Raw genomic sequence first — 24199 nt, 5'->3', positions numbered from 1 at the left:
TAAAACGAAGAGTTTTAAATAATCATTGTTCAAGATAGTCCAATTCCAAGCTCCTTTAACTGGTTTTCGTCTACCGGAGATGGCGAATCTATCATTACATCTCTTCCAGAAGTGTTTTTAGGAAATGCTATGTAGTCTCTGATGGTTTCAGAACCTCCGAACATCGCGCATAGTCGGTCAAAGCCAAAGGCGATACCACCATGTGGAGGGGCACCATACTCAAATGCATCCATAAGGAAACCAAACTGAGCTTTTGCCTCTTCATCAGTAAAACCTAGGTGTTTGAACATGAGTTTTTGCATCTCCTTATCGTGAATTCTTATAGAACCGCCGCCAATTTCCACTCCGTTGATCACCATATCATAAGCATTCGCCCTTACTTCTCCAGGTTCGGCATCTAGCTTTTCTATGTCTTCTAATAAAGGAGATGTGAAAGGGTGGTGCATGGCGTGGTACCGTTCGGTTTCCTCATCCCATTCTAACAATGGAAAGTCAACTACCCACAGCGGACTGAACTCATTTGGGTTTCTTAAACCAAGAGCATCGCCCATGTATAATCTTAGTTCGTTCATTTGCTTACGAACGGTGTTCTTGTCGCCCGACAGCACAAGCACTAAGTCTCCAGCTTCAGCATTTGCTTTTGCTGCCCATCCTTTTAAATCATCTTGGCTATAAAATTTATCGACAGATGACTTATAGGAGCCATCGGCATTACATTTCATATAAACCATGCCTTTTGCACCAATCTGAGGCCTTCTTACAAAGTCCGTAAGTGCATCTAGTTGCTTGCGAGTATAGTCAGCGCAACCTTTGGCACAAATACCGACGACCAATTCAGCTTGGTCAAAAACATTGAATCCTTTTTGTTGGGTTTGTTCATTTAGGTTGATGAACTCCATTCCGAATCTAACGTCTGGTTTATCACTACCATACTTTTCCATGGCGTCGGCATAAGTCATGTGCGGGAATTTATCCAATTCAACCCCTTTTATTGTTTTGAAAAGGTGTCGAGTCATTCCCTCGAAGACACCTAAAACATCGTCTCGATTTACGAATGACATCTCGCAATCTATTTGGGTAAATTCAGGTTGCCGATCTGCTCTCAAATCTTCATCTCTAAAACATTTGACTATTTGAAAGTATCGGTCAAACCCAGAAACCATCAATAGCTGTTTGAAAGTCTGAGGAGACTGAGGTAGAGCATAAAATTGACCTTGATTTATCCTAGATGGCACCACAAAGTCACGCGCTCCTTCTGGAGTGGATTTGATTAAGACGGGTGTTTCTACCTCAATAAACTCAAGATCGGCAAGATAATTTCTCACTGCGATCGCGAGTTTACTTCTTACTTCGAGTTTACTTCTTACCTCGTTTCTTCTTAAGTCGAGGTATCTATATTTCATTCTTAAATCTTCTCCACCATCGGTGTCGTCTTCTATAATAAATGGGGGAGTTTTAGCAGCATTTAAAATTTCTAATGCCGTAACTTCTAATTCTATTTCGCCTGTAGGGAGTTTGTCATTTTTAGAATATCGCTCTACTACTAATCCTTTTGCCTGTACAACAAATTCCCGCCCTAGTTTTCTAGCTGTTTCAAGAACTTTGGCATCACTTTTACTTTCGTCGAAAGTCAGTTGTGTTATGCCATAGCGATCTCGTAAGTCAATCCACAAAAGGCCACCTTTATCACGTGAGCGTTGCACCCATCCACTTAGGACGACTTCCGTACCTACATGCGCTTTTCTTAATTCTCCACAAGTATGTGATCTTAACATTTCTACAGCTTTTAAAAATGAGTGGCAAATTTAGTAATTGTTTTAGCAATTGGGTTTAATATTACATTGAAAACAGAAGCTAAAATGAAGCTGAGTGTACACAAAGACGAGTATTTTATGGGGGAAGCGCTCAAGCAGGCTGAACTCGCTGCTCGAGAAGGAGAAGTTCCTGTCGGTGCTGTAGTAGTGGCTGAAAAGCGGATAATTGCTAGAGCTCACAATCAAACAGAAATGCTCACCGATGTAACAGCGCATGCAGAAATGCTGGCGATTACTTCGGCATTTAACGCAATAGGAGCAAAGTATTTAAATGAGTGTACGCTTTATGTAACTTTAGAACCTTGTGTGATGTGTGCAGGGGCACTTTATTGGGCTCAACTAGGTAAATTAGTTTACGGAGCAGCAGATGAGAAGCGAGGTTTTAGCCGGCACGATAAAAATTTGCTTCATCCCAGAACAGAAATGACTTCTGGATTGTTAAAAGAAAACAGTGAAAAGCTATTGAAAGAGTTTTTTGCAAGACTTAGATAGAATTACAATTTTTAGATAAAATAAATCAAATCAATTATGGCATTCGAACTACCTCAACTTCCATACGCAACAGACGCTTTGGAACCGCATATTGACGCAAGAACAATGGAGATTCATCATGGTAAGCACCATGCTGGATATACAAATAATTTAAATAATGCTATCGCTGGAACTGAAATGGAAAGCAAGAGCATTGAAGAGCTTTTGGCTGATCACAGCGATAACGGTGCAGTTAGAAATAACGGTGGTGGTTTCTATAACCATAGCCTTTTTTGGTCTGTTATGTCTCCAAATGGAGGAGGAGAACCTTCTGGAGATTTGGCCAATGCGATTAATGAGGCTTGTGGCTCTTTTGAAGGATTTAAAGATGCTTTTGCGAAAGCTGCGGCTACAAGATTTGGTTCTGGTTGGGCATGGCTTTGTGTTCACTCAGGCGGTAAGGTAGAAGTATGCTCTACACCAAATCAAGATAACTCTTTAATGCCTAATGTGGGCTGTGGTGGAACTCCGATTTTGGGCTTAGATGTTTGGGAGCACGCTTATTACCTGAACTATCAAAACAGAAGACCTGACTACATCAACGCGTTTTTCAACGTGATCAATTGGGATGAAGTAAGTCGAAGATACGCCGCAGGCAAATAGAAAAATCTAGATTTCAACAATAAAAAGGCTAACTCGTAAGAGTTGGCCTTTTTATTTAAGAAGCCTTCTTCATCATTTCAGAGATTTCTTCTGGTGTTTTACTTTTTGACATGCTCTCTCCATGTTGACTGATATCTAGGCCTAATTCCTCAGAAACTTCGTTGACTCTCATAGGAATAATCAGATCAGTGATTTTAAATAATGCATAAGATGCACCGAAAGTATAACCACCAACTAAGAATACAGCGGCCATGTGCTTCCAAAATGTTGAAGGGTCCCCATAGATTAGTCCTACATCCTTAGCAAATACACCTGTTAAAATCATGCCGACTATACCTCCTACGCCGTGGCATGGAAAAACGTCTAGTGTATCGTCTATGCCTGTCTTGTTTTTGTAATACACTACAATATTTGAGATAATCGCTCCTGCAACACCTATAAATACACTTTGGCCTGTTGTTACGAAGCCAGCAGCTGGCGTTATGGCGACCAGCCCAACGACTGCCCCAATAGCTGCCCCAAGTCCGGATATTTTTCTTCCCATTAAGGCATCGTACATTACCCATGCGAGCATGGCGGCAGCTGAAGCTACAGTAGTGGTAGCAAATGCTAAGGCGGCATCAGAATTTGCGCCAAGTGCCGAACCGGCATTAAACCCAAACCAACCGAACCATAAAAGTCCAGTGCCTAACAGTACAAAAGGGATGTTGGCAGGCTTATGAAGTCTGCCATGATTTTTTCTTCTTCCTAAAATTATTGCCGCAGCTATGGCCGCAAAACCAGCTGACATGTGTACAACCGTTCCTCCAGCGAAGTCTAAAACTCCCCAAGTTCTTAGAAAGCCTTCTGGATGCCACGTCATATGGGCGAGTGGACTATAAACTACAATACTAAACAACACGATGAATAACATAAAACTTGAGAATCTGACACGTTCAGCAAAGCTACCCGTAATTAATGCTGGGGTAATCACTGCAAACTTCATTTGGAAAAGGGCAAAAAGAATGAATGGGATTGTGGGCGAAAGATCCGCTTGAGTGCTACCACCAACACCCTTAAAGAATGCATAAGTCCTTGGGTCTCCAATAAAACCTCCGATAGAATCACCAAAGGCTAAACTGAATCCACCAAGTACCCACACAAGTGTAATCACCCCCATACATATAAAGCTTTGTAGCATGGTAGAAATGATGTTTTTTCTACTTACCATTCCACCATAAAAGAACGAAAGGCCTGGAGTCATCAGTAAGACGAGCGCAGTCGCTGCTAACATCCACGCAGTATCTCCGGCGTCTATATTTGTTTCAGGCACAATGGACTCACCTGATGAAAAATCTAATAAACAAACACATGCCACTATAATGAGTAGGGCAAATCCAGGAATCCATTCTTTTCTCATTTCTGTAAATTTAGTCAGATTAGGCTCAAAAATGAACCTTAAATACTTTAGATACAGTAAATTAATGAATTATAGGTCTCGGAACGAGGTTAAAAATTAAAAATTACATGAAATCGTTTGAAATCATCGATTTCCTACTTTTTGGTTTTGAGTAATTCTTTCAACTCAGTTAGCTCATCACGTAACTTGGCGGCTTCCATAAAGTCTAACTCACGCGCGGCTTTTTCCATAGATTTTTGAGTCTTTTGTATCATCTTCTCAAGCGCATTTTTATCCATATAAGCTACCACTGGATCCGCTGCAATTGAATGTTCTTCGCTTTCAACATAATAGGATTTGTGACCTTTCTTGGAATCTGCGATTCCTGTTTGACTCATAATAGCCTCTTTCGACTTTTTCACAGTAGTCGGAGTAATACCGTGTTTTTCATTATAGGCCATTTGTATGCTTCTACGTCTATTGGTCTCATCTATGGCTTGCTGCATAGAATCCGTCGTCACATCTGCATACATAATTACGTGTCCGTTCTCATTTCTCGCAGCACGACCAATTGTTTGGATTAGGGATCGTTGATTCCTGAGAAATCCCTCTTTGTCTGCATCTAAAATGGCCACCAAAGAGACTTCAGGTAAATCTAGGCCTTCTCTTAATAGGTTAACGCCTACAAGCACATCAAAAATTCCCAAACGCAGTTCTCTCAATATTTCAACCCGATCAAGTGAACTAACTTCTGAATGAATGTATCTTACTTTAATATTTGCCCGCTCTAAATATTTCGTCAACTCTTCGGACATCCGTTTTGTGAGTGTGGTTATGAGAACCCGTTCTTCTTTTTTAACCCTAATATCGATCTCTTCTAACAGATCGTCTATTTGATTGATGGACGGTCGCACCTCTATTTTTGGATCCAATAAGCCCGTAGGACGGATAATCTGCTCCACAACCTCACCTTCAGTACGGGTCAGTTCATAGTCGGCAGGGGTAGCGCTAACATAGATTACTTGATTTGTCAATGCTTCAAATTCGTCGAACTTAAGGGGTCTATTGTCAAGTGCCGAAGGCAGCCTGAATCCGTATTCCACAAGGTTTTCTTTCCTAGACCGATCGCCACCCCACATAGCACGAACTTGCGAAACAGTCACGTGGCTCTCATCAATAATAAGGAGGTAATCATCAGGAAAATAGTCTAAAAGGCAGAATGGTCTTTGTCCTTTTTGTCGCCTATCGAAATACCGCGAATAGTTTTCAACACCAGAACAGTAGCCTAGTTCTCTCATCATTTCTAGGTCGAATTCTGTACGCTCTTTCAAGCGTTTGGCTTCCAAGAATCTTCGATCATCTTCGAACTGAGTTACGCGTTCGACCATGTCGTCTTGGATTTCCTTTATGGCCGTTTGGAGCACATCCTTTCCCGTAACGAAAAGATTGGCTGGGAAAATAGTAATGATTTTTTCGTCCGAGATTTTCTTTCCAGTCGATGGATCGATCATTTGGATCGATTCTATCTCATCTCCCCAGAAATAAATACGATAGGCAAAATCGCCATAAGCAATGTATATATCGACGGTATCTCCTTTTACTCGGAAATTTCCTCGTTTAAATTCTGCTTCGGTACGGCTATAAAGTATATCGACAAGGGCAAAAAGTAGCTGGTTTCTAGGAACGATATCACCCACTTGAAGTCTAACCACATTTTTTCCGAACTCATCTGGGTTACCAATACCGTAGATACATGAAACTGAGGCAATCACGATTACATCTCTTCTACCGGTTAAAAGGGAAGAGGTGGCACTCAATCGTAACTTTTCGATTTCTTCGTTAATCGAAAGGTCCTTTTCTATATAAAGATTGCTGTTGGGAATAAATGCTTCAGGTTGATAATAATCGTAATAGGAGATGAAGTATTCTACAGCATTTTCTGGGAAAAAGGTCTTGAACTCTCCATATAACTGAGCAGCCAATGTCTTATTATGGCACAGAACTAACGCTGGTCTTTGCGACTGTTGCACCACGTTAGCCATGGTAAAAGTCTTGCCCGACCCGGTGGCACCCAAGAGTACTTGTGCAGGTTCTCCGGCTGCTAAACCTTTCACTAAGCCTTCAATTGCTTTTGGTTGGTCACCCGTAGGTTCAAAGTCGGAGGTTAGTTTGAAGTCCATGGAATAAAACTAATAGTAAGTAAGCACTAGAGAAAGCTAAACTTGCGCTTATTTATTCCAGAGCTCCCAAGATTTTTCGGCTTGGCCGTGAAGCATTTCTAAACCATTTTTCACCCAACACTTCGCTTCAATTCCTTTTTGCATAAATGCTGTCTTCAAAGGGTTGTAGACTAAATCGTAAAGAAAGTGATTCTCGGTTAGTCTGTCATATGCAATTTCTGGTAGCTCATCAATATTCGGTGACATACCTAACGGTGTGGTGTTGACGATTAAATGTGCTTCACTGATTAGTTCAGGTGATTCGACCAGTGCTGTATAAGTCAAGCAATCTGGATGCGATTTTCGAGAAACCAACTGGTAATCTATGCCTAAATCTTCTAAGACCACTTTTACCGCTTTTGATGCCCCACCAGTTCCTAGAATTAGTGCTTTTTCAGGCGTCGGATTAGCCCCAAAAAATTTAGTTAGTGAGTCCTGAAAGCCATAATAGTCACTATTGTAGCCTATTCTTTTCTTGTCTACAATTTTTATGGTGTTGACTGCCCCGATTTTCTGGGCATGTGGATCGATTTCATCCAAATAAGGGAATACCGCTTCTTTATACGGAATTGTCACATTAAGACCGACCAGTTCTGGGTTATCCTGAATGAGTTGGTCCAACTCGCCGATCGATTTGAGTGGGTAAAGATCATAGACTGAATTCTCTATACCTTCTTGAAGAAACTTATCGGTAAAGTACTTTTTAGAAAAGGAATGACTTAATGGGTAACCGATCAATCCAAACTTTCGCATGTTAGTCTTTGGTTAACCAAGTTCCCAATCGTTCAATAAAAAGAACAATGAAGAATCCAGCTGCGGCAAAACCTATAGCTTCAATAAAGTGTGGTTCAATACCAGTTTTAGCTAAATATTCATTGGGTAAAATATTAACCTCGTAAAGTGGCTTAATTTCACCGTGACGATCGGTATATGTTTCAATAGTTTCTTTCCAAGGCCAGACTTTATTTAAAGCGCCAATCATAAATCCGCTTAAAACACCGATGGTTATATTGTGATACTTCTTGAATAACCAACTGATCACTCGGGCAAAACTTAAAATTCCTACCAGGCAACCAGCCATAAAGATTAAGATATCTACAATACTTCGCTCTTTCAGAGCGCTCATCATGTACTCATACTTACCGAAAAGCAGCACGATAAATGACCCTGAGATACCCGGTAAGATCATGGCACAAATGGCTACAGCACCAACTATGAATAGAAACCAAGGTGAATCTGGTGTTTCAGATGGTACGGCGGATGTAATGACATAGGCAATTACAGCACCGATAAATATGGCAATAAAGACACCAACGTTCCATTGTTTTATCTCTCTTAGCACCATTAAGGCTGATATGACGATCAGACCAAAAAAGAAAGACCACAACTGAATCGGGTAGTTTTCCAGTAAGAAAGTTATCAGTTTGGATAGTGATAAAAAACTAGTCACAATTCCAGCAAAAAGGACTAAAAGGAATGTCCCGTTTATGTGCTCCCAAAGGGCTTTGATTTCGAACTTTTTAAGCAGATTCAAAGCAGTGAGGTCCACACTCTTGATGGAGTCTAGAAGCTTTTCATAAATACCTGTAATGAATGCGATAGTCCCCCCCGATACGCCAGGAACTACATCGGCACCACCCATGGCAATTCCTTTCAGGAATAGGACAAAGTAACTGACGAGTCGACTCATTTATTTGTTCATATCAAGGAAATGACTGAAAGTATCTCCTCTAAGCCCTAATCGAATGGTCTCCAATGGAATCAAATCTGCTGGAGCGATATTTCCAAGGTTTACATTGGCCCCCATTAACTTGATAAAATAAACCTGTTGTGTCTTTTGAGGTGCTTCCCAAATGATCTTCTCATAAGGGATTTTTGTCAATATTTCTTGAACTAGACCAGATCTAACTTCGCCAGTAGATCTAAAAAGACCAACATTGCCGCTTTCTCTAGCTTCACCGATCACTTTCCAAGCACCAGCATCTAATTCTTTCTGCATTAATTCGATCCACTGATAAGGAGGAATGATTTTTTCCTCATCCTTTGAACCAACTTCTGAAAGTACTGTAACCTGTTCTTTCAGTTTCTGGATGTAACCACACTTTTCGTCATGGTCCATTTCTATAGACCCATCTGAAACTTCGGCAAACGGTACTTTATATTTATCAAGAAGCTTACGGTAATCGTCGAATTGATTTCTTACTATAAACGCTTCGAAAAGTGTTCCGCCGAAATAGTATGGAATGTTTGCATTTCTGTACACCTCCAGTTTTTCCTCAAGGTTTGGTGTTACATAAGAGGTGGCCCATCCAAGTTTTACTATATCCACGTAATCTTGGCTTGCGCTTAAAAAGTCTTCAGCCTGGCGAACACTTAGTCCTTTGTCCATGGCCATTGTAAAACCTTTATCACGAGGTTTTTGCGTCCTTTCGGGCACATTCTTCAGAAAATAATGCATTTATTCTTTGTCTCTATACTGGTCAATGATCTTATAAAGTGCTTTTTGGGTTTCTATTTTTGGAAAGAATTCAAAGAGCACTTCGTGATTTTCAAAATTCAAAATTAATGCATTTTCCAGATAAGTAAAGGCCTCTTTGTAAAGGCCGGCGTTGATTTGATAAACTACCATGCGATAAAGCAGGTCAGATTCGTCAGGAGATTCGTCTAAAGCCCTTTCTATCAGCTCAATAGCTTTTTGATGTTCTCCTTGGTCATGGTAAATAAATGACCAATCGAGCCAAATTTCATTATTGTTGGGTTCTAATAGTGCCGCCTCTTGATACGCTTCGGCAGCGGAGACGATATTTCCGATATGATACTCAGCATCGGCTACTGAAATCCAATAATTGGCGTTTTCTGGATCAAGTTTTAGTGCTTTATTCAGAAAATGTATCGCTTCGTAATATTTGTCTTGAGCTGCCAGACAACAACCAATGCCATACCATGCATCTTCATAAAACTGGTCTAGCTTAGAAGCCTTTCTATAATATTTGATCGCATATTCATACGAACCTTGTTTTTCATAAGAAGCACCAATACAGCAATAAACTTCAGATGAGGGCCCTTCATTGGTTAAGGTGTTCTTGTATGCCTCCATCGCATCGCTAAACCTTTCAAGGTTCATGTAAGAATTACCTAGATTGAACCAGGCAGAGGCAAAGGTATCGTCGATTACCAATGCGTAGTCGTAGGCTTTTACCGCCTCCTCAAACTTTTCGAGCTTATTATAAACGATCCCAAGGTTGTACCATGCATAAGCCGAGTACGGATCTTTATCGATAAAGGCTTTGTAATAGGAAACGCTATCTTCCAATTTGCCTGTTACGTCAAGGCAGTAGGCTAATTCGTAGAGTGCGCTTTCATGATTGATATTTATTTCAATAGACTGCTTGTAATAATCAATGGCTTCTTGATATCGACCATTGGTTTGATAGGTGAGTCCTACATTATAATAAACCTCTGATTTATCTTCGGCTAGGTCTAAGGTGCTCAGCAATACTTCAATGGCTTTGTCAAATTCTCCAATAATAGAGAGAATATTGCCCTTTACAGTGAGTAATTCAGGATCGTTGGGATGAAGGTTTTCAGCATTCTCAATCACCTTTAACGCTTCCTCAAATTGTTCTTTTCCTAAATAGCATTGTGCGGATAACATGCTGATTTCCATACTAAATGGATACTGCTCTAGTGCTATAATTGAAGCTTTCAAGCCACGGCCGAACTTCAAACGATCTAAATAGTACTGAATAATCGTTTCGTATTCCGCTGCGTCGAAAAAATTGAAAGTTTGGTTTTTGAGTTGTTCCTCGAATTTATTGATCAGCCCACGTTCCTCTTCTCTACTCGGATAGTCTTCCTGCATCGATGTTAATTGGTTTATTCAAAATACTTAAAACCTATCTTTAAAACCACTCTGTCTTTGTAAAAAGTGTTGAAGTGCTTAAAATAATATTTAGCCCTTAGAGATTGTTGTTTGCTTTGAGCTCTTTAACCGTCCATTCGATACTTTCATCTAATGACTTGAATTCAAAGTTTAACGCTTCTTTGATCTTTTCATTTTTGAAATGAAATTGAGCTCTTGATAAGATGGCAGTGTCTTTCGTAATCATAGCCTCTTTACCAGTAATTCTCGATCTGACAAACTCTAAAGCTACCGCTACCTTTAGCATCCATGGTTTTACTTGTTTGCTTGGTGCTTTCTTTCCAAATGCCTTCGCAATTTTTCCGAAAAAGGACTTATAGTCTATAGTATCTGCGTTTAGAATGAATCTTTCGTCGTGTATATCGGAGTCCAAAAGTTTTACCACGATCTCAGATACATCTCTTACATCTACATAGTTAACGGTACCTTCTGGGTGAAATTTCTTTTCATCATAAGCATAATTAAAGACGGATGTGCTCCCGCCCGCACCCCAAAGCCCAGGGCCTAAAACGATCGACGGATTGACGATTTTTACTTGCAACCCTTCTTGTGCTCCGCGCCAAACTTCTAACTCTTGATAGTATTTAGATCGGGCATAAATGGAGTCAAATTCTCCTTCTTCCCATCTATTATTTTCATCTAAATATTTCTCTCCAGCTTTTCTTCCAATAGCGGCAACAGAGCTGATATGAAGAAATTTTTGCACTCCACATTTGAGTGATGCATTCACGATATCCGCAGTGCCCAATACATTGGTGTGGTACATTTTGTCTTCCCAGCGCTTGTCAAAGGAAATGATCGCCGCGGCATGAATTACCCCATCTATATCTGAAAGTGCTTCTTCAAGAAATACGGTATCGTTCATATCACCAATTACCCATTCTATTTTGTCCGCAATATCTTCCAAGAGCGTCATTTTGCTAGTATTTCTTTTAACCGCTCTTATTTCGTGGCCTTCTGCTAGCAGTTGTCTACAAATGAAGCTGCCCAATAGGCCTGTTGCACCTGTTATAAAAACTTTCATCAATCGCTACTTAATTTGATTACAGGGAGTTATTTAATAAGTCTAAATCCAATAACCTCTTCCAATGTTTGGTCATTGTTGCTTCTTTTAAAAGATCAATATGCCTCATGTGATGACAATCAGTTCCTACTAAACGAGGAATCTTCATATCGATTAGTTTTTCAGCAAATTTTTGAATCGGTTTGGAGTAGCACCCAGTGAGTGCCACAGCATTAAGCTGAAAAATAATATCTCGGTCGATCAACTCTTCTAGAAGCACCTTATCTTCAATAAGATAAAGGTACCGTTCTGGGTGTGCAAAAACCATTTTATAGCCCTTCATAGTAAGTTGAAATGAGGCCTCTTTTAATTGAGGTGGAGGGCTGATAAATGAGGTCTCTACTAATACATGATTACCGCTGAACGTCATAAGTTTTTCTCCAGAGTCAAGTTTTTCCATAAAGGATTCGTCTAAGAAATACTCCGTAGCGGCCTCTATTTCAATGTTAAGGCCCTCTTTTTGTACAGCGGTTTTAACCTTTTCTAACCCAGAGTAGATAATTTCTGGTGTATTATCGTAGGAGCCCACCATTGTATGTGGTGTTGTGATAACCTTTTGGTAGCCCAAATGCTCCATTTCTTTAAGAATGGTAAGACATTCGTCCATATTTTGAACACCATCATCAATTCCAGGGATGAGATGGGAGTGAATATCTACTTTTAGACCTCCTAAATCTGGTTTGGTGGCTTTGTTACTTTTTAAGAATGAAAATATGCTCAAAATGAGGGGTGCTCTGAATATGTAGCAAAGTTAGGCAAATCTTGATCTTTTTCTGATACGATTGGGTTTTCAACCTGCCAGTCGATATTCAACAGAGGATCATTCCAGAGAATTCCTCCTTCAGACGCTTTGTCATAATAGCTGGAACATTTGTAGGTAAAGATGCTATCCTCTAGCGCTAAGAATCCATGAGCAAAGCCTGCAGGTATAAGAAACATGTTATGTTTTTTGGCATCTAAAATCACGCGATGGTGTTGACCATAAGTCTTTGAATCTTTCCGAATATCCAATGCAACATCTAGAACTCTTCCAGCCGTTACCCTCACTAGTTTTGCTTGAGCAGAAGGATTCTTTTGAAAATGTAGTCCGCGTAAGGTGCCCTTTACAGAAAATGACTGGTTGTCTTGAATAAATTCTTCTTTGATACCCAAACGCTCGGAAAAATCCTTTCGAAAAGACTCAAAAAAATAGCCTCTTTCATCTCCAAAAACGATTGGTTCCAATTCAAATAAACCTTCAAACCCTGTTTCTATTACCTTCATAGCTTACTGTATATGCAGACCAAAGATTGAGACTTTTTTTCAAAACTCCATTCCTTTTGGTCAACCAACGGAAATAAGCGTTGAATTTCCTAAATCCTTCGTTTAATTGTAATTTCGGCACTTTATTTATGGGAGGATTCGAGACTAAATCTTACGAGAAATATACCGCTGTGTTGGTGGCACTAATTAACCAACAGCAGCCAGAGCAACGTGTGCTAGAATATTTAGATGAGTTATCATTTCTGGCCAGCACATTGGATTTAGACGTGGTAAAGTCTTTCACCCAAAGGTTAGAAAAGCCTGATAAGAGATCTTTTGTTGGGAAGGGTAAGCTCGAAGAAATTCAGACCTACATCAAGTATGAAGGCGTTGACGTAATCATTTTTGACGATGACCTTTCGCCATCTCAATTGCGGAACTTGGAGAAAGTACTGAATGTCAAGATATATGACCGAAGTTTATTGATCCTAGACATATTCTTAAGCAGGGCTCAAACAGCACAGGCAAAAACACAAGTGGAGCTAGCGCGATCAACTTACCTTTTACCTAGACTTACTCGAATGTGGACTCACCTGGAGCGACAAAGAGGAGGTACTGCAACTAGGGGAGGAGCCGGTGAGAAAGAAATTGAGACAGATAGACGGATGATTCGCAATGAAATCACTGTTTTGAAGAAAAAGCTGGAGAAGATTGAGAAACAAAATGCCGTACAGCGAAAGTCCAGACATAATGTAGTGAGAGTGGCTTTGGTGGGCTATACCAATGTCGGTAAGTCTACCATCATGCGTATGATGACCAAAGCAGATGTCTTAGCGGAAGATAAATTGTTTGCTACAGTTGACTCGACGGTCAGAAAAGTAGTACTAGATACCATTCCGTTTTTGCTGTCGGATACGGTTGGTTTTATTAGAAAACTTCCCACTCACTTGATAGAGTCGTTCAAGTCTACTTTGGCTGAGGTGGTAGAAGCTGATGTGCTACTTCATGTCGTAGATGTTTCACATCCGTATTTTGAGGACCAAATGGCTGTCGTGAATGAAACCTTGGCTGACATTGGAGCAAAGGATAAACCTACAATTCTTGTATTCAATAAAATAGACCAGATCAAGTCATTGGATGATGATGTGTCTGAAGAAATGGACAATCCTCCCCCGACACTTGAAGAATTAAAGAATACATATTTGGGAAAAGGTTCAGAGGCGTCAGTATTCATGTCTGCCACACGCAAAGAAAATATTGATGAGTTCAAAGCCGTTTTGATGAAGAAGGTTAAAAAAAGGTACTACACCATCTTCCCAAATTACTTGAAGGATTCTCATTATTAATTACCTTTAAATTCCTTTTGGATTATTCTTGGCCTCGTAGTTCAATGGATAGAATAGAAGTTTCCTAAACTTTAGATCTAGGTTCGATTCCTAGCGAGGCTACTTTTACCAATAATTAACAAGAACTAACAAGCTTTAAAATGCTGATAATCAGTAGTTTTATTTGTGTTTAGTCCTGTTTGTTATCTTGTCAAAACCTGATAGTACCCGTAACTTGTTGACCAAATTGTTTTACAGTTATGGGAGTTACATTCAAACCAGTTCACAACCGAACTAACGCCAAGAACAAGAGTGGTTTATATTCTATTCATATCCGTGTTACTGTAGATCGTGAGACCAGATACTTCGACCCGGATCTACCTAAACTGCCTTTGAAGTATTGGTCTGGGAAAGAGAATAAATGGGTAAAGGATTCTCACCATCAGCACTATATGTTTAACACTGCTTTGATGGATCGATTGCGGGAGCTGCAAGAGTATCAAAATAATTTGATGTTCATGAACCGGCCAGTGACGTTTGACAAATTGAAGACTTTCTTTGAAAGGAAGGGCGATAAGAATTCATTTAATGATTACGTAGTGCATTATATCAAAACTGCCAGATTTGTTTCCTTGAATACCCGAAAGAAGTTTATCACCTTCCAAAAGCATCTTGATAATTTCAACCCTAAAATTAGGTTCAATCATTTAGAGGAATCACTAATTCTTGAATTCAGAGACTTTTTATTGTCTAAGGGACATTCGGGATCTACGGTTGATAAATACTTTAGCCCCTTTAAGAAGATAGTTAGAGACGCCCTAAAGCATGATTATCTTATGCGTGACCCTTTCTTTGAAGTGAAGCTGGAAATATCATTAGCTCCAGCAAAACGAACGGCGTTGAATACTGAAGAGCTTACAGCCTGGTATAACTTAAAATTACCTGAAGACAAACAACATTTGGTTAAACATCGAGACGTTTTCTCTTTTCAGTGCAGGTCTGGTTTGTATTATAACGATGTGAAACAATTGAGCCCTGATCAAGTCATTGAAACTGAAGCCGGACTGATGATTGAAAGCAACCGGTTCAAGAATAACAACAAGTTTATAATCCCTATCTATAAACTTCCATATGGGATAGCGATACTGAAACAGTATATGGATATGGGTAATAACCCAATTTTCCCAACTATAGAGGAACCTGCTTATAATCGGGCTCTTAAAGAGATTGCTGCTTTGGCCGGTATTGATAAGAATATTACCAATAAAGTGGGTAGGCATACTTTTACCGATCTGATGATCTCCAAAGGATTTCCACGACAATTCGTTTCAAAAATGCTGGGCCATAAAAAGGAACAAACCACTCAGATTTATTATGAAATGAACGCCTATCATATGGCTGGAGGGTTAAGTAGTTTTGAAGATATAGAGTTCTAATTTTTTGAAAAACATCATGATTCTTAATTGCTGATATTGTGCGATTCGATATGAATATGAAATGAACAATTACCACATGGTAGATAGGCCTAATGATTTTGGTGATGTGCTTTTTTGATTAATTATTAAGAAAAACGTTGTTGTAAACTATCTTGCATCATGGCTCACGAAAAGAAAGCTACAGTAAATCATTTTTTAAACACAAGACTTAAGCCTAAGATCATTGAAAAGGATGGTCAAACTAAGGAAGTATATCCGATATATGTTAAAGTAAGGTTCGGTAAAAGCCAAACTCAATACAAAAGTCTATTCTGGTTATTTCAGTTTAATACAGTTGATCAACTAGAAAACTTAATGCGCTATAGAGATACTGAAATAGAAAACGATAATGTTTATTGGTCAGAACTTGATTACAAAAAAAGGTTTAAAGAGGGAGGTGATTTAAATTATTTATTACAATCTGAGAAAGACTTCGTCAAATCAATCACCAAGCTGACTGTTGAACTCTTTAGTATTGATTTTGACTTAAGTAATCTTGTTAAGAGCCTTTCACGATTTCTAATTCCTGTACAAGAGATAATGCATTACCACTATCAGGAAGAATTGATTAATGCATTGAATGCCAACAGGCAGAATGATTTGACTGAAATATTACGTTGGGATATCAAGTATTGGGATTTGTTTGGGTTTCTAGAGAATATTTTTCCTAAAGAGGGAGATGTAGGCCAAATTTTATCCGGTTTAAAAGAATCCCATAATCTTTGCGTATACCTTAATCAGCTACTTGAGGATAGACTTTTGTGGTCATTTCAATGGAATCAGAGCCTCTTTAGTCAGAATGACTTAGAAGAAAAGCTAAAACATGGAATTGAGCTAGGTTATTACACTAAAAAGGCACTTCACAAATTTCATGCAGCTATTTTAGCTGGCCAGTCTAGTAGAATTTTAGATAAAATGTATGGTTAATAACAAAAATTAAACCACACAAATAAATTAATAATGTGGTTTATTTTGTTTTTTAAACCACAAATATATATGTTTGCTACTGTTAAGGAAGCGTTGTGTTAACGCTTAACTATAAACAGTAAAGAACATGAGTAAACATAATTCAAACCTCAATCTTCAAATTATTCCAGAGGAACAATTCAATTCCAGAATTGATAAAATAGAAGGGACTCTCAGTGAACTTTTAGAATTCGTAAAGCATATAAACAAAGCAAGCGTAATTCCTAATATGTTGACATCGGATCAAGTTATGGAAGCCTTGAATATCAAACGGTGGAAATTTGATCAACTCATTGCCGATGGTGAATTGGAGTATATCAGGAAGGGGAGAAAAATATACGTTCCTGAAGCTTCAATCAAGCAATATTTCGGAATTAAATAAAAAAGCAAAGCCTGCCAGCTTTGCCTAATCATTTATAAAATAGTTCATTATGAAAACTAAATTAGACAAATTATTCGATAATTTCAACGGCGTTTTTTGGAAAACACTAAAAGTAGACAGTGATGCAGCGCATGACGCTTACTGGAAGTTTAAAGCCGAAGTACTAAAATTCATTGGTCAAAGCCGAGCAGAATTGAAGGAGAAAGATGCTATCATTCACAACCAAATGAATGAAATAATTAATCAAAAGTTAGAAGTCTTTTTGTATAAATCATTGCTTAGAGAGCAACGTGAAAAACTGGATAGATCTGACAGAGAGTTTGAAGGTTTTGATAAGTATACTTTCGAGCAAAATGATGTAGATGTCTATAACAACGCGCCTTTTTCTTTTAGTATTGAAGAGTTTAGGAGGCACGCTCTACTACATGGAGGAGCTGACACGGAAGATGCAGATGGACTAATTTGGAAGTACACTAATTTCCATCTTATCTCAAAAAGAGCAGATGGATCTTATGTCAAGCTTTTGGATCGAATTCCCAGAGACCTGAACGAAATTGAATTCATTAAGAGTAGAATTTCAATTTGAAGCCTAGGGGCACACAGCCCCTTTTTTTAATCAACACATCTTATGATTGATCGCCTGCTTTTAGAGAGTACAGTACTTGGTATGGCTTTGGAAAAAAAGTTTGGTAGGGTAAATCACATTCTATCCACTAAGAACTTTTCAGTGAATCGAGAGTATAATCACCAAGCAATATGGAAGGCAATGGAGCAACTCTATCCAACAGAGCCTATTGATACCATATCAGTTGCGAGCTTTTTATTGAAAAAGGGAGAGCGGACATATCACCGCTATCTTTCAAGCCTGACAAATTTCGTAGTAAGTGACAATATTGAGTATTACTCTTTACAACTTTTAGAGTTAGACATAAGAGAGAAGTTATCCAGTGTCTTGTCAATTGAGGAAGCTAAAGCTATTAGTGAACAAGACTTTCAAGTTGGTTCGCTGTTTAAGTCAATGGGTCAAATGGTTCGTGATTATGATCGAGACCTTTTTGATCTCACCGATTCAATAAGAAATTACTTGGAGCGGCATTTCGAATCAAAAATTCCTACAAGTGTAGTTGATCTATTAAATTCTTTACCCGAGAAGATTCGTGAGATAAAAAGCGCAAATAAACTGAGGTGTCTGCTTAGAGAATTATGTAACCTGGAGATCCCAAGTGATCAGAGGGTCGGCTCACTGATAACAGAACTAAATCAAACAGTTGATCATTTAAATCGAGCATTAGATGAATAATCAGGACCTTCCAGATTTTGAACAATTCCTCTCCGAGAATAGAAAGTTAGCTACAGCTAGTGAAGACGAATTGAGAGAGGAGCTAGAATCCCGAAATCTTAAAAAACCTTTTCCGCTCCATGTTTTTAATGATAAAATCAAGCCTTACTTAGATGCCCTTCACAAGGAATATGATCTTCCAAGATCTTATATAGGCTTAGGGCTGTTATGTGCTTACAGCACTGCAATTGGTACTGGGTATCATGTTGAAATTCAAAAAATTGGTAAAATTTTCTTGCCAATTTGGGCATGTCTAGAAGGTATTAGTTCGTCAGGGAAATCACTTGTTATGAATCAAGTCTTCAAGCCGCATTTAGATAGGCAAAAGGAATATGATGATGCCTGGAAAACAGAAAATCTAGATTCAGAAAGTTCTGAGGCAGATACTCCCGACTTAAAGCAGTTAATCTACCGAGACTCTCATGTTCAGACACTAATACGATATGTTATGCCATCAAACCCAAAGGGAATTCTCAAGGATGCAGATGAAATTTTGGAGTGGATTAACGGGATGAATCAACTTTCAAGAAAAGAAGGTACAGATGAACAATTCTGGATGTCAGCTTGGAATTGTAAGGCCTATACTGCCATAAGAGCTCGAAATCAAAAATTTCATCTTTCAAGACCCTTTGTTAACGTTTTTGGAGGTATTCAACCTTCTGTTCTCCATAAGATATTCAAGAATGATAGAGATAAGACTGGGTTCGTCTTTCGGTTACTCTTTGCGGTTCCTGAGGTGATTAAAATTGCAGAGGTTAACCTTGAATTTGATATGCCTGAAGAGTTTGAATCAATTCATAAATCTTCAATTAATCGTTTACTTGATGAATTAGAGGTTGGTTCTGATGTTGATGAGTACAGTAAGAAAGTTAAACTCTCCAGTTCAGCTGTAAGGATTTACAGTCAATGGTCTAGGAACAAACAGAGAATGGTCAATAGGCTTCAAGACTCTTCTGACAAAGAAATACAAGCGGGCATTCATGGGAAGATTAAGGAGTATTGTCTTCGCTTCAGTGCATTACTTCACCTTGCAGATATAAGCTACACACCAGGTTTAAGGTTTGGTGTATTAGAGGAGGTTGAGGGCTCAACAATGGAAAGGGCAATCGAATTGTCAGAATACTTCTTTGAAAGCGCAATTAATGTTAGTGAGAGGGTTTCCAATTCAGTTACTGCTCCTGTTGATGTGTTGAGGTTCGCCAGCTATTCTAAGGCTGGTTTCAGCTTTCAAAAAATCGGTGACCTTGAGTTCAGCAAAAATTCATCAACTGCTGCTTCACGAAAAAAATTGGCAGAGAGAACGATTAAAAAGATGATAAAAGACTATCCAAAGATTTTTAATGCAGTTACAAAATGATGTCCCGATCTAAGGACTTTTTTATATTGTAACTGACTGATAATCAATAGTATAATGAATATAAATTCGGGACATAAATGGGACATTGATATTTATATCTATTTGATAATCAATGTTATAAAGACTTTAAAAACGGGACACTTTTTGTCCCGGAAGCGCGACAAAAAGTGTCCCAATCGATATGCCTTTAAGCACTTGATAATAAGGCGTTTGGATATTGAAATGTCCCATTTATGTCCCGATAATATTAATCGTAATATGCTTGTTATCAATTGTTTATGGGTCAAAAATAGATTTTGTGACGGGACATTATACCTGAGTTGTAGGTTTACCAATCCATTATACTATAAATGAAACCTCTTGACCCTCAGCTTAGGGGTTTCCAGCCCCAGAGAATAGGCAGTGATCATCTAAGTGATCCAGAACTTCATAAAGTCACCAATAAATCTCAATTGGCTGAATATTATGGTTGGTCACTCAATAAGCTACGCCAAGAACTTAAAGAGATTCAGACTGAACTGAACTTTAATTTATTGAAAAAGCGAACCTTCACGACAGGCCAAATTATGAGGATAGCTGATCAATTGGGTGTTCCCAATGACTTTTACAATCGTAATTCACATTAATTCATCTTATTTCCTGATAATTCACGGTAACTCAATTTCAAGCTTCCACCACCACTTACCTTGTTCCGACATTAAAAAAATTAAAGTATGAAAGAACAATTTAATGCAAAACAAAGGGCTATCGAGCTCTTTGATGAAGGTTGGGACAATAAGACTGTTGCTAATCAATTGGGGTTAGAGGAATCCTTGTCGGAAGTATGGTACTATGAGTACAACATAGAAAAAGGGCTGGGAGAGTTACAAGACGATCCAGAGCTAGCTAAAGGTTTACTTGATGCAATTAAGGAATTCAATGGATTAAAAAGAGAGGAGTTAGACCTTTTTAAAAGGGAAAAGGAAGAATCTGAACTCAAGGAAAAGAGATCGCTCCTTATCACATTCAAAAAACTCTTGACCTTTCTTAAGAACCATAGTCAAGGTTTCAAGTGGCAATATGGAGAAGTGATTCTTTACATTAAGAAACTTAAAACTTTATTATCAAGATCAGAAGCTATTTGTCAACATGATTCAGAAGTCTTCCAAAAACTGTTTATCTGGAATCGCATTGAGGGTTTGATTGAGCACTTAGAGCAATTGGTTCTTGACAAAGAAGAAGGAGATACCATCAAATTGAACTTTGATGAAAACGATGTGCTATATATAGAAGAGGCTTTGGAGATCAATGAGTTCGATCAAGAGATTGATGAGGAGCAAGTGGAGGAAGAAAGCCTCGATGGTATATTAGAGGAGGAGTTTTCTCCAAAAAAATATTGAACCATGTATCCAGTTGATCAAAATCATGCTGATCAGGGGCTAGGGCTAGCTCCTGAGTGGATAACCGGAGGCTTCAGCACGATCACCAACCTGATTGGAGGTAGTCAGGCTAAGAAGCAGGCAGAGAGGGATAGGAATAACCTTCTTTTACAACAACAAATAGTAGGTCAGAATAATGAAGCGGCTTTTAAACTTGAGCAATTAAAGTTTCAGAACCTGGCTGCACAAAATCAAATGAAAAATTCACAGATGAATGTTAATACTAAATATGAAGGCACCAATACAAGTTTAATTGTAGGTGGCGTTTTGCTCCTGGCAGTCGGTACGGCAGTCGCGGTAGGCTTGAGTAAGCCTAAAGAGAAGTCCTTAAATGGATTATTGGAGACATTGGAATAAAGGGATTCTATTCTTATGTTATCTAAGCCGTTGTCAAGACAACGGCTTTTTTGTTTTATCATTATCAAGTTTATTTGATTGTTCCTTTCTTAAGGAGCATAAGTGTGAAGCTAAATAATACATTAATAATGACGATCTACCTATTGTGTTTTCCGTTTGCTTCTAGCCTCTAGGGATAACTAACGCTAGGAAAGATCTGTTTGACTTCCGTTTGAAAGAACCGTGGTTACGTGAATTCCTGAATGTTCTATATAGTCGTTCTACCAATTAAAACGATGAAAGTACCAACAAATAACCGGTGAAAGGGAGAGGGTTCACCATTGAAAGCAATGGCTTTATTATCTAATTCCGTTTGGGTGTTTTGTTACGGTTTGCTTTTAGCGTGTAGAGCATTGCAAAAGATATGTATACGGCGTTCGTTTTCCGTTTAGTTTGCGTTTGCAACAACCGTTTTTTCGTGAATGGCTGACTATTCCATTCGCTCTAGGTAGCCATTTACTGGTTATTATGCTGAAGGCACCGTTGATTCACCGATGAATGGTAGAGAGTTTACCATTGAAAGCAATGGCTCTTTGTTATACTAGTTTTTCGCCAAGTTCGGACTACATTATTTTAAAACTTGGTGGCGTTTCTAATAATCGTAAAGCAAAGCTAATCCATCCGTAAAGTTATCTTGGATCCTTACCCCTGCTAGTTAGTCTTTACCTTCACTAGTGTGTGGATCTTCATCAGAATAGTCAGGACGTTTGTCCGTGAGTTGATTTAGATCCACTCCAAATAGCAAGTTTGCTTCGTTATTATCTTGTAAGAAATGTGTGGGCCCGCCTTTCAGGAGAAACATCAAGCGTATCATTTTCTCCAAGTTATCAATCTTTTTAGATAAGGCTTCTTCCGTATGCAATTCTGTTTCAGCCATGTTCTTATGAACTTGGCTATACCGTTCAGTAATTTCAGCCTTTAACTTTTCATTTTCTAGTGTAGGTTTTTGGGCCTTTGCTTTCACAAAATCTACGCCCAATGCAAGGATTTCTTTTGTTATAGCCGGGCTCGCACTGTTATTGGAGACTTTTGCCACAATGTCTTGTACAATAGTCTCAAGTCGCTTTGAAAGGCTATGCCAAAGTGCCTCATTTTTACCTGTAATATCAAACTGGATAAACTCCTTTTTCTCAGAACCTCCCATTTCTACTCGTCCATAACAGGTTGTTCAACAATTTGACTGGAAGTGACTCTTCCTTCTCTAATGATTAACGCATCTCCGCCAATGGATTGATAGATTTTGTTAAGCGTATGAATCAATTCTAAAGTTTCATCTCTGGAAACCAATTCTGGATCTATTGTCAATGTCAAGTTTTTGTCACCAGACGGAAAAGATGAAGCAGGTATTATATTTCTCATAATAAAATTACCTAAATCCCTATTGAGATGAGGTGAAGTTTGAATAATACCATTGGATTTCATCATTATATTGGTCCTTGATATTTCCACAGCCCGTTTATTTCTTAGTTCAGAAGGATAAAATTCTGAAGGGTTAGTTTTAACATTTTCTTCACTAAAAGGGATTATGAACGTGCCTCTTTCTCTTCGTAAAATCAATGAAGTTGCAACAGGATCTAATGTTTGAGAAGATATATAGACTAATAATTTGCTCTGTAGTGCAGAAGAGTCTAGAGGAACGGTAAGCCCCTCCATCTTAAATAAAAACTCGTCTTTATGATTAACATCAGCACGTAAGTCGGTTAATATTGATGCTATATAGTCTATTATTTTCTTACGGCTTTCCTCAACAATATTTGAATCTATGGCTACTAATACTTTATATATTTCGACAAAATTCATTTAGTTATATTGATTTTCAATTTTGATTTATGGTTTTTCCTATTGTGAATATACAAAACTGATCGATTTTATTTTGAATTATTATTACTCACTACTTTTCTGCTTGAACTTTTTATGGCCTGACATCAGAATCTTCATATTGTGTTGCGCATTCTTTCCAGTGATTGAGATTGTAGAATATACTGAAGTTTACTTCCTGTTTGAATGAACCATTCTTACATAAATTCTTGAATGTTCTACATACTCGTTTTACCAATTAAAACGATGAAAGTACCAACAAATAACCGGTGAAAGGGAGAGGGTTCACCATTGAAAGCAATGGCTTTAATATCTAATTCTGTTTGGGTGTTTGGTTACCGTTTGCTTTTAGCGTGTAGAGCATTACAAAAAATATGGATACTCGTTCGTTTTCCGTTTAGTTTGCGTTTGCAACAACAGTTTTTTCGTGAATACCTTACTATTCTATTCGCTCTAGGTAGCCATTTACTGGATATTATGCTGAAGGCACAGTTGATTCACCGATGAATGGGAGAGAGTTTACCATTGAAAGCATTGATTTTATTGTCTAATACTTTATAGGCGTTTGGTTACCGTTTGCTTTTACGTTTAGAGGATTGAAAACGCCATGTATACGGCGTTCGCTTTCCGTTTAGTTTGCGTTTGCAATAATTTTTTTTGTGAATGCCTGACTATTCCATTGGCTCTATGTAGTCATTTACTGGCTTTTACGCTGAAAGTACCGTTAATTCATCGATGAATAGTATAGGGTTCACCATTGAAATCACAGACTTTATTGCCTAATTATATATTGGGGTTGAGCTTGAGTTTGCTTTTAGTGTTTGAGGATAGCGAACGCCAATTATGTTGCGTTTGCAATGCTAATTCTTGGGTTCTTGAACATCATAAACAATAGACAGATCCTCTGATTCTAATATTTATTGATCATACTGTGAAATAATTTATAGATTC

At 38.4% G+C, this 24199-nt stretch carries 24 protein-coding genes and 1 tRNA gene; 13 read left to right on the top strand and 12 right to left on the bottom strand.

Annotated features, from left to right (window positions below):
- Window positions 1-29 precede the first annotated feature (29 nt).
- The gene (aspS, locus tag BFP71_RS03490) at window positions 30-1775 is read right to left on the bottom strand and encodes an aspartate--tRNA ligase (RefSeq protein ID WP_069834048.1); all 1746 of its coding nucleotides are present in this window, start codon (window positions 1773-1775) and stop codon (window positions 30-32) included.
- A gap of 84 nt (window positions 1776-1859) precedes the next feature.
- Here aspS and BFP71_RS03485 point away from each other — a divergent pair, with 84 nt between their 5' ends.
- Window positions 1860-2306, top strand: a complete 447-nt coding sequence (locus BFP71_RS03485; protein WP_069834557.1) for a nucleoside deaminase — start codon at window positions 1860-1862, stop codon at window positions 2304-2306.
- A gap of 36 nt (window positions 2307-2342) precedes the next feature.
- The gene (locus BFP71_RS03480) at window positions 2343-2948 is read left to right on the top strand and encodes a superoxide dismutase (RefSeq protein ID WP_069834047.1); all 606 of its coding nucleotides are present in this window, start codon (window positions 2343-2345) and stop codon (window positions 2946-2948) included.
- 55 nt (window positions 2949-3003) lie between these two features.
- Here BFP71_RS03480 and BFP71_RS03475 read toward each other — a convergent pair whose 3' ends face one another.
- The 9 genes from BFP71_RS03475 to rfbC all read right to left on the bottom strand — a co-directional run bounded on the left by BFP71_RS03475 (window position 3004) and on the right by rfbC (window position 12793).
- Window positions 3004-4347, bottom strand: coding sequence for an ammonium transporter (locus BFP71_RS03475; RefSeq protein ID WP_069834046.1), 1344 nt, complete (start codon window positions 4345-4347; stop codon window positions 3004-3006).
- Between the two features lie 134 nt (window positions 4348-4481).
- Window positions 4482-6506, bottom strand: a complete 2025-nt coding sequence (uvrB, locus tag BFP71_RS03470; protein ID WP_069834045.1) for an excinuclease ABC subunit UvrB — start codon at window positions 6504-6506, stop codon at window positions 4482-4484.
- Window positions 6507-6554: 48 nt separating this feature from the next.
- A complete protein-coding gene (locus BFP71_RS03465; protein ID WP_069834044.1) occupies window positions 6555-7298 on the bottom strand; it encodes a shikimate dehydrogenase family protein in 744 nt (247 codons plus the stop codon).
- Between the two features lies 1 nt (window position 7299).
- Window positions 7300-8235 (bottom strand): DUF368 domain-containing protein, encoded by a 936-nt coding sequence (locus tag BFP71_RS03460; RefSeq protein ID WP_069834043.1) that lies wholly within the window; start codon window positions 8233-8235, stop codon window positions 7300-7302.
- The gene (locus BFP71_RS03455) at window positions 8236-9003 is read right to left on the bottom strand and encodes a phosphosulfolactate synthase (protein ID WP_069834042.1); all 768 of its coding nucleotides are present in this window, start codon (window positions 9001-9003) and stop codon (window positions 8236-8238) included. It abuts the gene before it with no gap.
- A complete protein-coding gene (locus tag BFP71_RS03450) occupies window positions 9004-10407 on the bottom strand; it encodes a tetratricopeptide repeat protein (protein ID WP_069834041.1) in 1404 nt (467 codons plus the stop codon).
- Window positions 10408-10504: 97 nt separating this feature from the next.
- On the bottom strand, window positions 10505-11491 hold the full coding sequence (locus BFP71_RS03445; RefSeq protein WP_069834040.1) for an NAD-dependent epimerase/dehydratase family protein: 987 nt from the start codon (window positions 11489-11491) through the stop codon (window positions 10505-10507).
- Between the two features lie 19 nt (window positions 11492-11510).
- Window positions 11511-12251: a tyrosine-protein phosphatase gene (locus BFP71_RS03440; RefSeq protein ID WP_069834039.1), complete on the bottom strand. Its 741-nt coding sequence runs from the start codon at window positions 12249-12251 to the stop codon at window positions 11511-11513.
- Window positions 12248-12793: a dTDP-4-dehydrorhamnose 3,5-epimerase gene (gene rfbC, locus BFP71_RS03435; protein ID WP_069834038.1), complete on the bottom strand. Its 546-nt coding sequence runs from the start codon at window positions 12791-12793 to the stop codon at window positions 12248-12250. Before rfbC ends, BFP71_RS03440 begins: the two co-directional genes overlap by 4 nt.
- A 128-nt stretch (window positions 12794-12921) precedes the next feature.
- Here rfbC and hflX point away from each other — a divergent pair, with 128 nt between their 5' ends.
- From hflX to BFP71_RS03380, 11 genes are all read left to right on the top strand, one after another.
- Entirely contained in the window at window positions 12922-14118 is a 1197-nt protein-coding gene (gene hflX, locus BFP71_RS03430) for a GTPase HflX (RefSeq protein WP_069834037.1), read from the top strand.
- A 30-nt stretch (window positions 14119-14148) separates the two neighbouring features.
- A tRNA-Arg gene (locus BFP71_RS03425) sits at window positions 14149-14220 on the top strand.
- 137 nt (window positions 14221-14357) lie between these two features.
- Window positions 14358-15533, top strand: coding sequence for a site-specific integrase (locus BFP71_RS03420; RefSeq protein ID WP_069834036.1), 1176 nt, complete (start codon window positions 14358-14360; stop codon window positions 15531-15533).
- A gap of 159 nt (window positions 15534-15692) precedes the next feature.
- Window positions 15693-16499, top strand: a complete 807-nt coding sequence (locus BFP71_RS03415) for a hypothetical protein (protein ID WP_069834035.1) — start codon at window positions 15693-15695, stop codon at window positions 16497-16499.
- 127 nt (window positions 16500-16626) lie between these two features.
- Complete coding sequence (locus tag BFP71_RS03410) at window positions 16627-16920, top strand: helix-turn-helix domain-containing protein (protein ID WP_069834034.1); 294 nt, start codon at window positions 16627-16629, stop codon at window positions 16918-16920.
- A gap of 49 nt (window positions 16921-16969) precedes the next feature.
- Window positions 16970-17506, top strand: a complete 537-nt coding sequence (locus BFP71_RS03405) for a hypothetical protein (protein ID WP_069834033.1) — start codon at window positions 16970-16972, stop codon at window positions 17504-17506.
- Window positions 17507-17548: 42 nt separating this feature from the next.
- Window positions 17549-18220, top strand: a complete 672-nt coding sequence (locus BFP71_RS03400) for a DnaB-like helicase N-terminal domain-containing protein (protein WP_069834032.1) — start codon at window positions 17549-17551, stop codon at window positions 18218-18220.
- Window positions 18213-19616, top strand: coding sequence for a DUF3987 domain-containing protein (locus BFP71_RS03395; protein WP_069834031.1), 1404 nt, complete (start codon window positions 18213-18215; stop codon window positions 19614-19616). The genes BFP71_RS03400 and BFP71_RS03395 overlap by 8 nt, the downstream gene beginning before the upstream one ends.
- A gap of 350 nt (window positions 19617-19966) precedes the next feature.
- Window positions 19967-20242, top strand: coding sequence for a hypothetical protein (locus tag BFP71_RS03390; RefSeq protein WP_069834030.1), 276 nt, complete (start codon window positions 19967-19969; stop codon window positions 20240-20242).
- Window positions 20243-20329: 87 nt separating this feature from the next.
- A complete protein-coding gene (locus BFP71_RS03385; RefSeq protein WP_069834029.1) occupies window positions 20330-20995 on the top strand; it encodes a hypothetical protein in 666 nt (221 codons plus the stop codon).
- A 3-nt stretch (window positions 20996-20998) separates the two neighbouring features.
- A complete protein-coding gene (locus BFP71_RS03380; RefSeq protein ID WP_069834028.1) occupies window positions 20999-21391 on the top strand; it encodes a hypothetical protein in 393 nt (130 codons plus the stop codon).
- A gap of 694 nt (window positions 21392-22085) precedes the next feature.
- On the opposite strand, the gene BFP71_RS03375 is transcribed toward BFP71_RS03380, so the two are convergent.
- Both BFP71_RS03375 and BFP71_RS03370 read right to left on the bottom strand, forming a co-directional pair.
- Window positions 22086-22574 (bottom strand): hypothetical protein, encoded by a 489-nt coding sequence (locus tag BFP71_RS03375; protein WP_069834027.1) that lies wholly within the window; start codon window positions 22572-22574, stop codon window positions 22086-22088.
- A 2-nt stretch (window positions 22575-22576) separates the two neighbouring features.
- Window positions 22577-23230 carry a hypothetical protein gene (locus tag BFP71_RS03370; RefSeq protein WP_069834026.1) on the bottom strand — a complete coding sequence of 218 codons (654 nt, stop codon included), beginning with the start codon at window positions 23228-23230 and terminating at the stop codon, window positions 22577-22579.
- Between the last annotated feature and the right edge of the window lie 969 nt (window positions 23231-24199).

The sequence above is a fragment of the Roseivirga misakiensis genome, assembly GCF_001747105.1.
GTDB lineage: Bacteria > Bacteroidota > Bacteroidia > Cytophagales > Cyclobacteriaceae > Roseivirga > Roseivirga misakiensis.
Note: the sequence above shows the minus strand (reverse complement) of the source record. Positions and strands in the feature narration are given on the sequence as shown.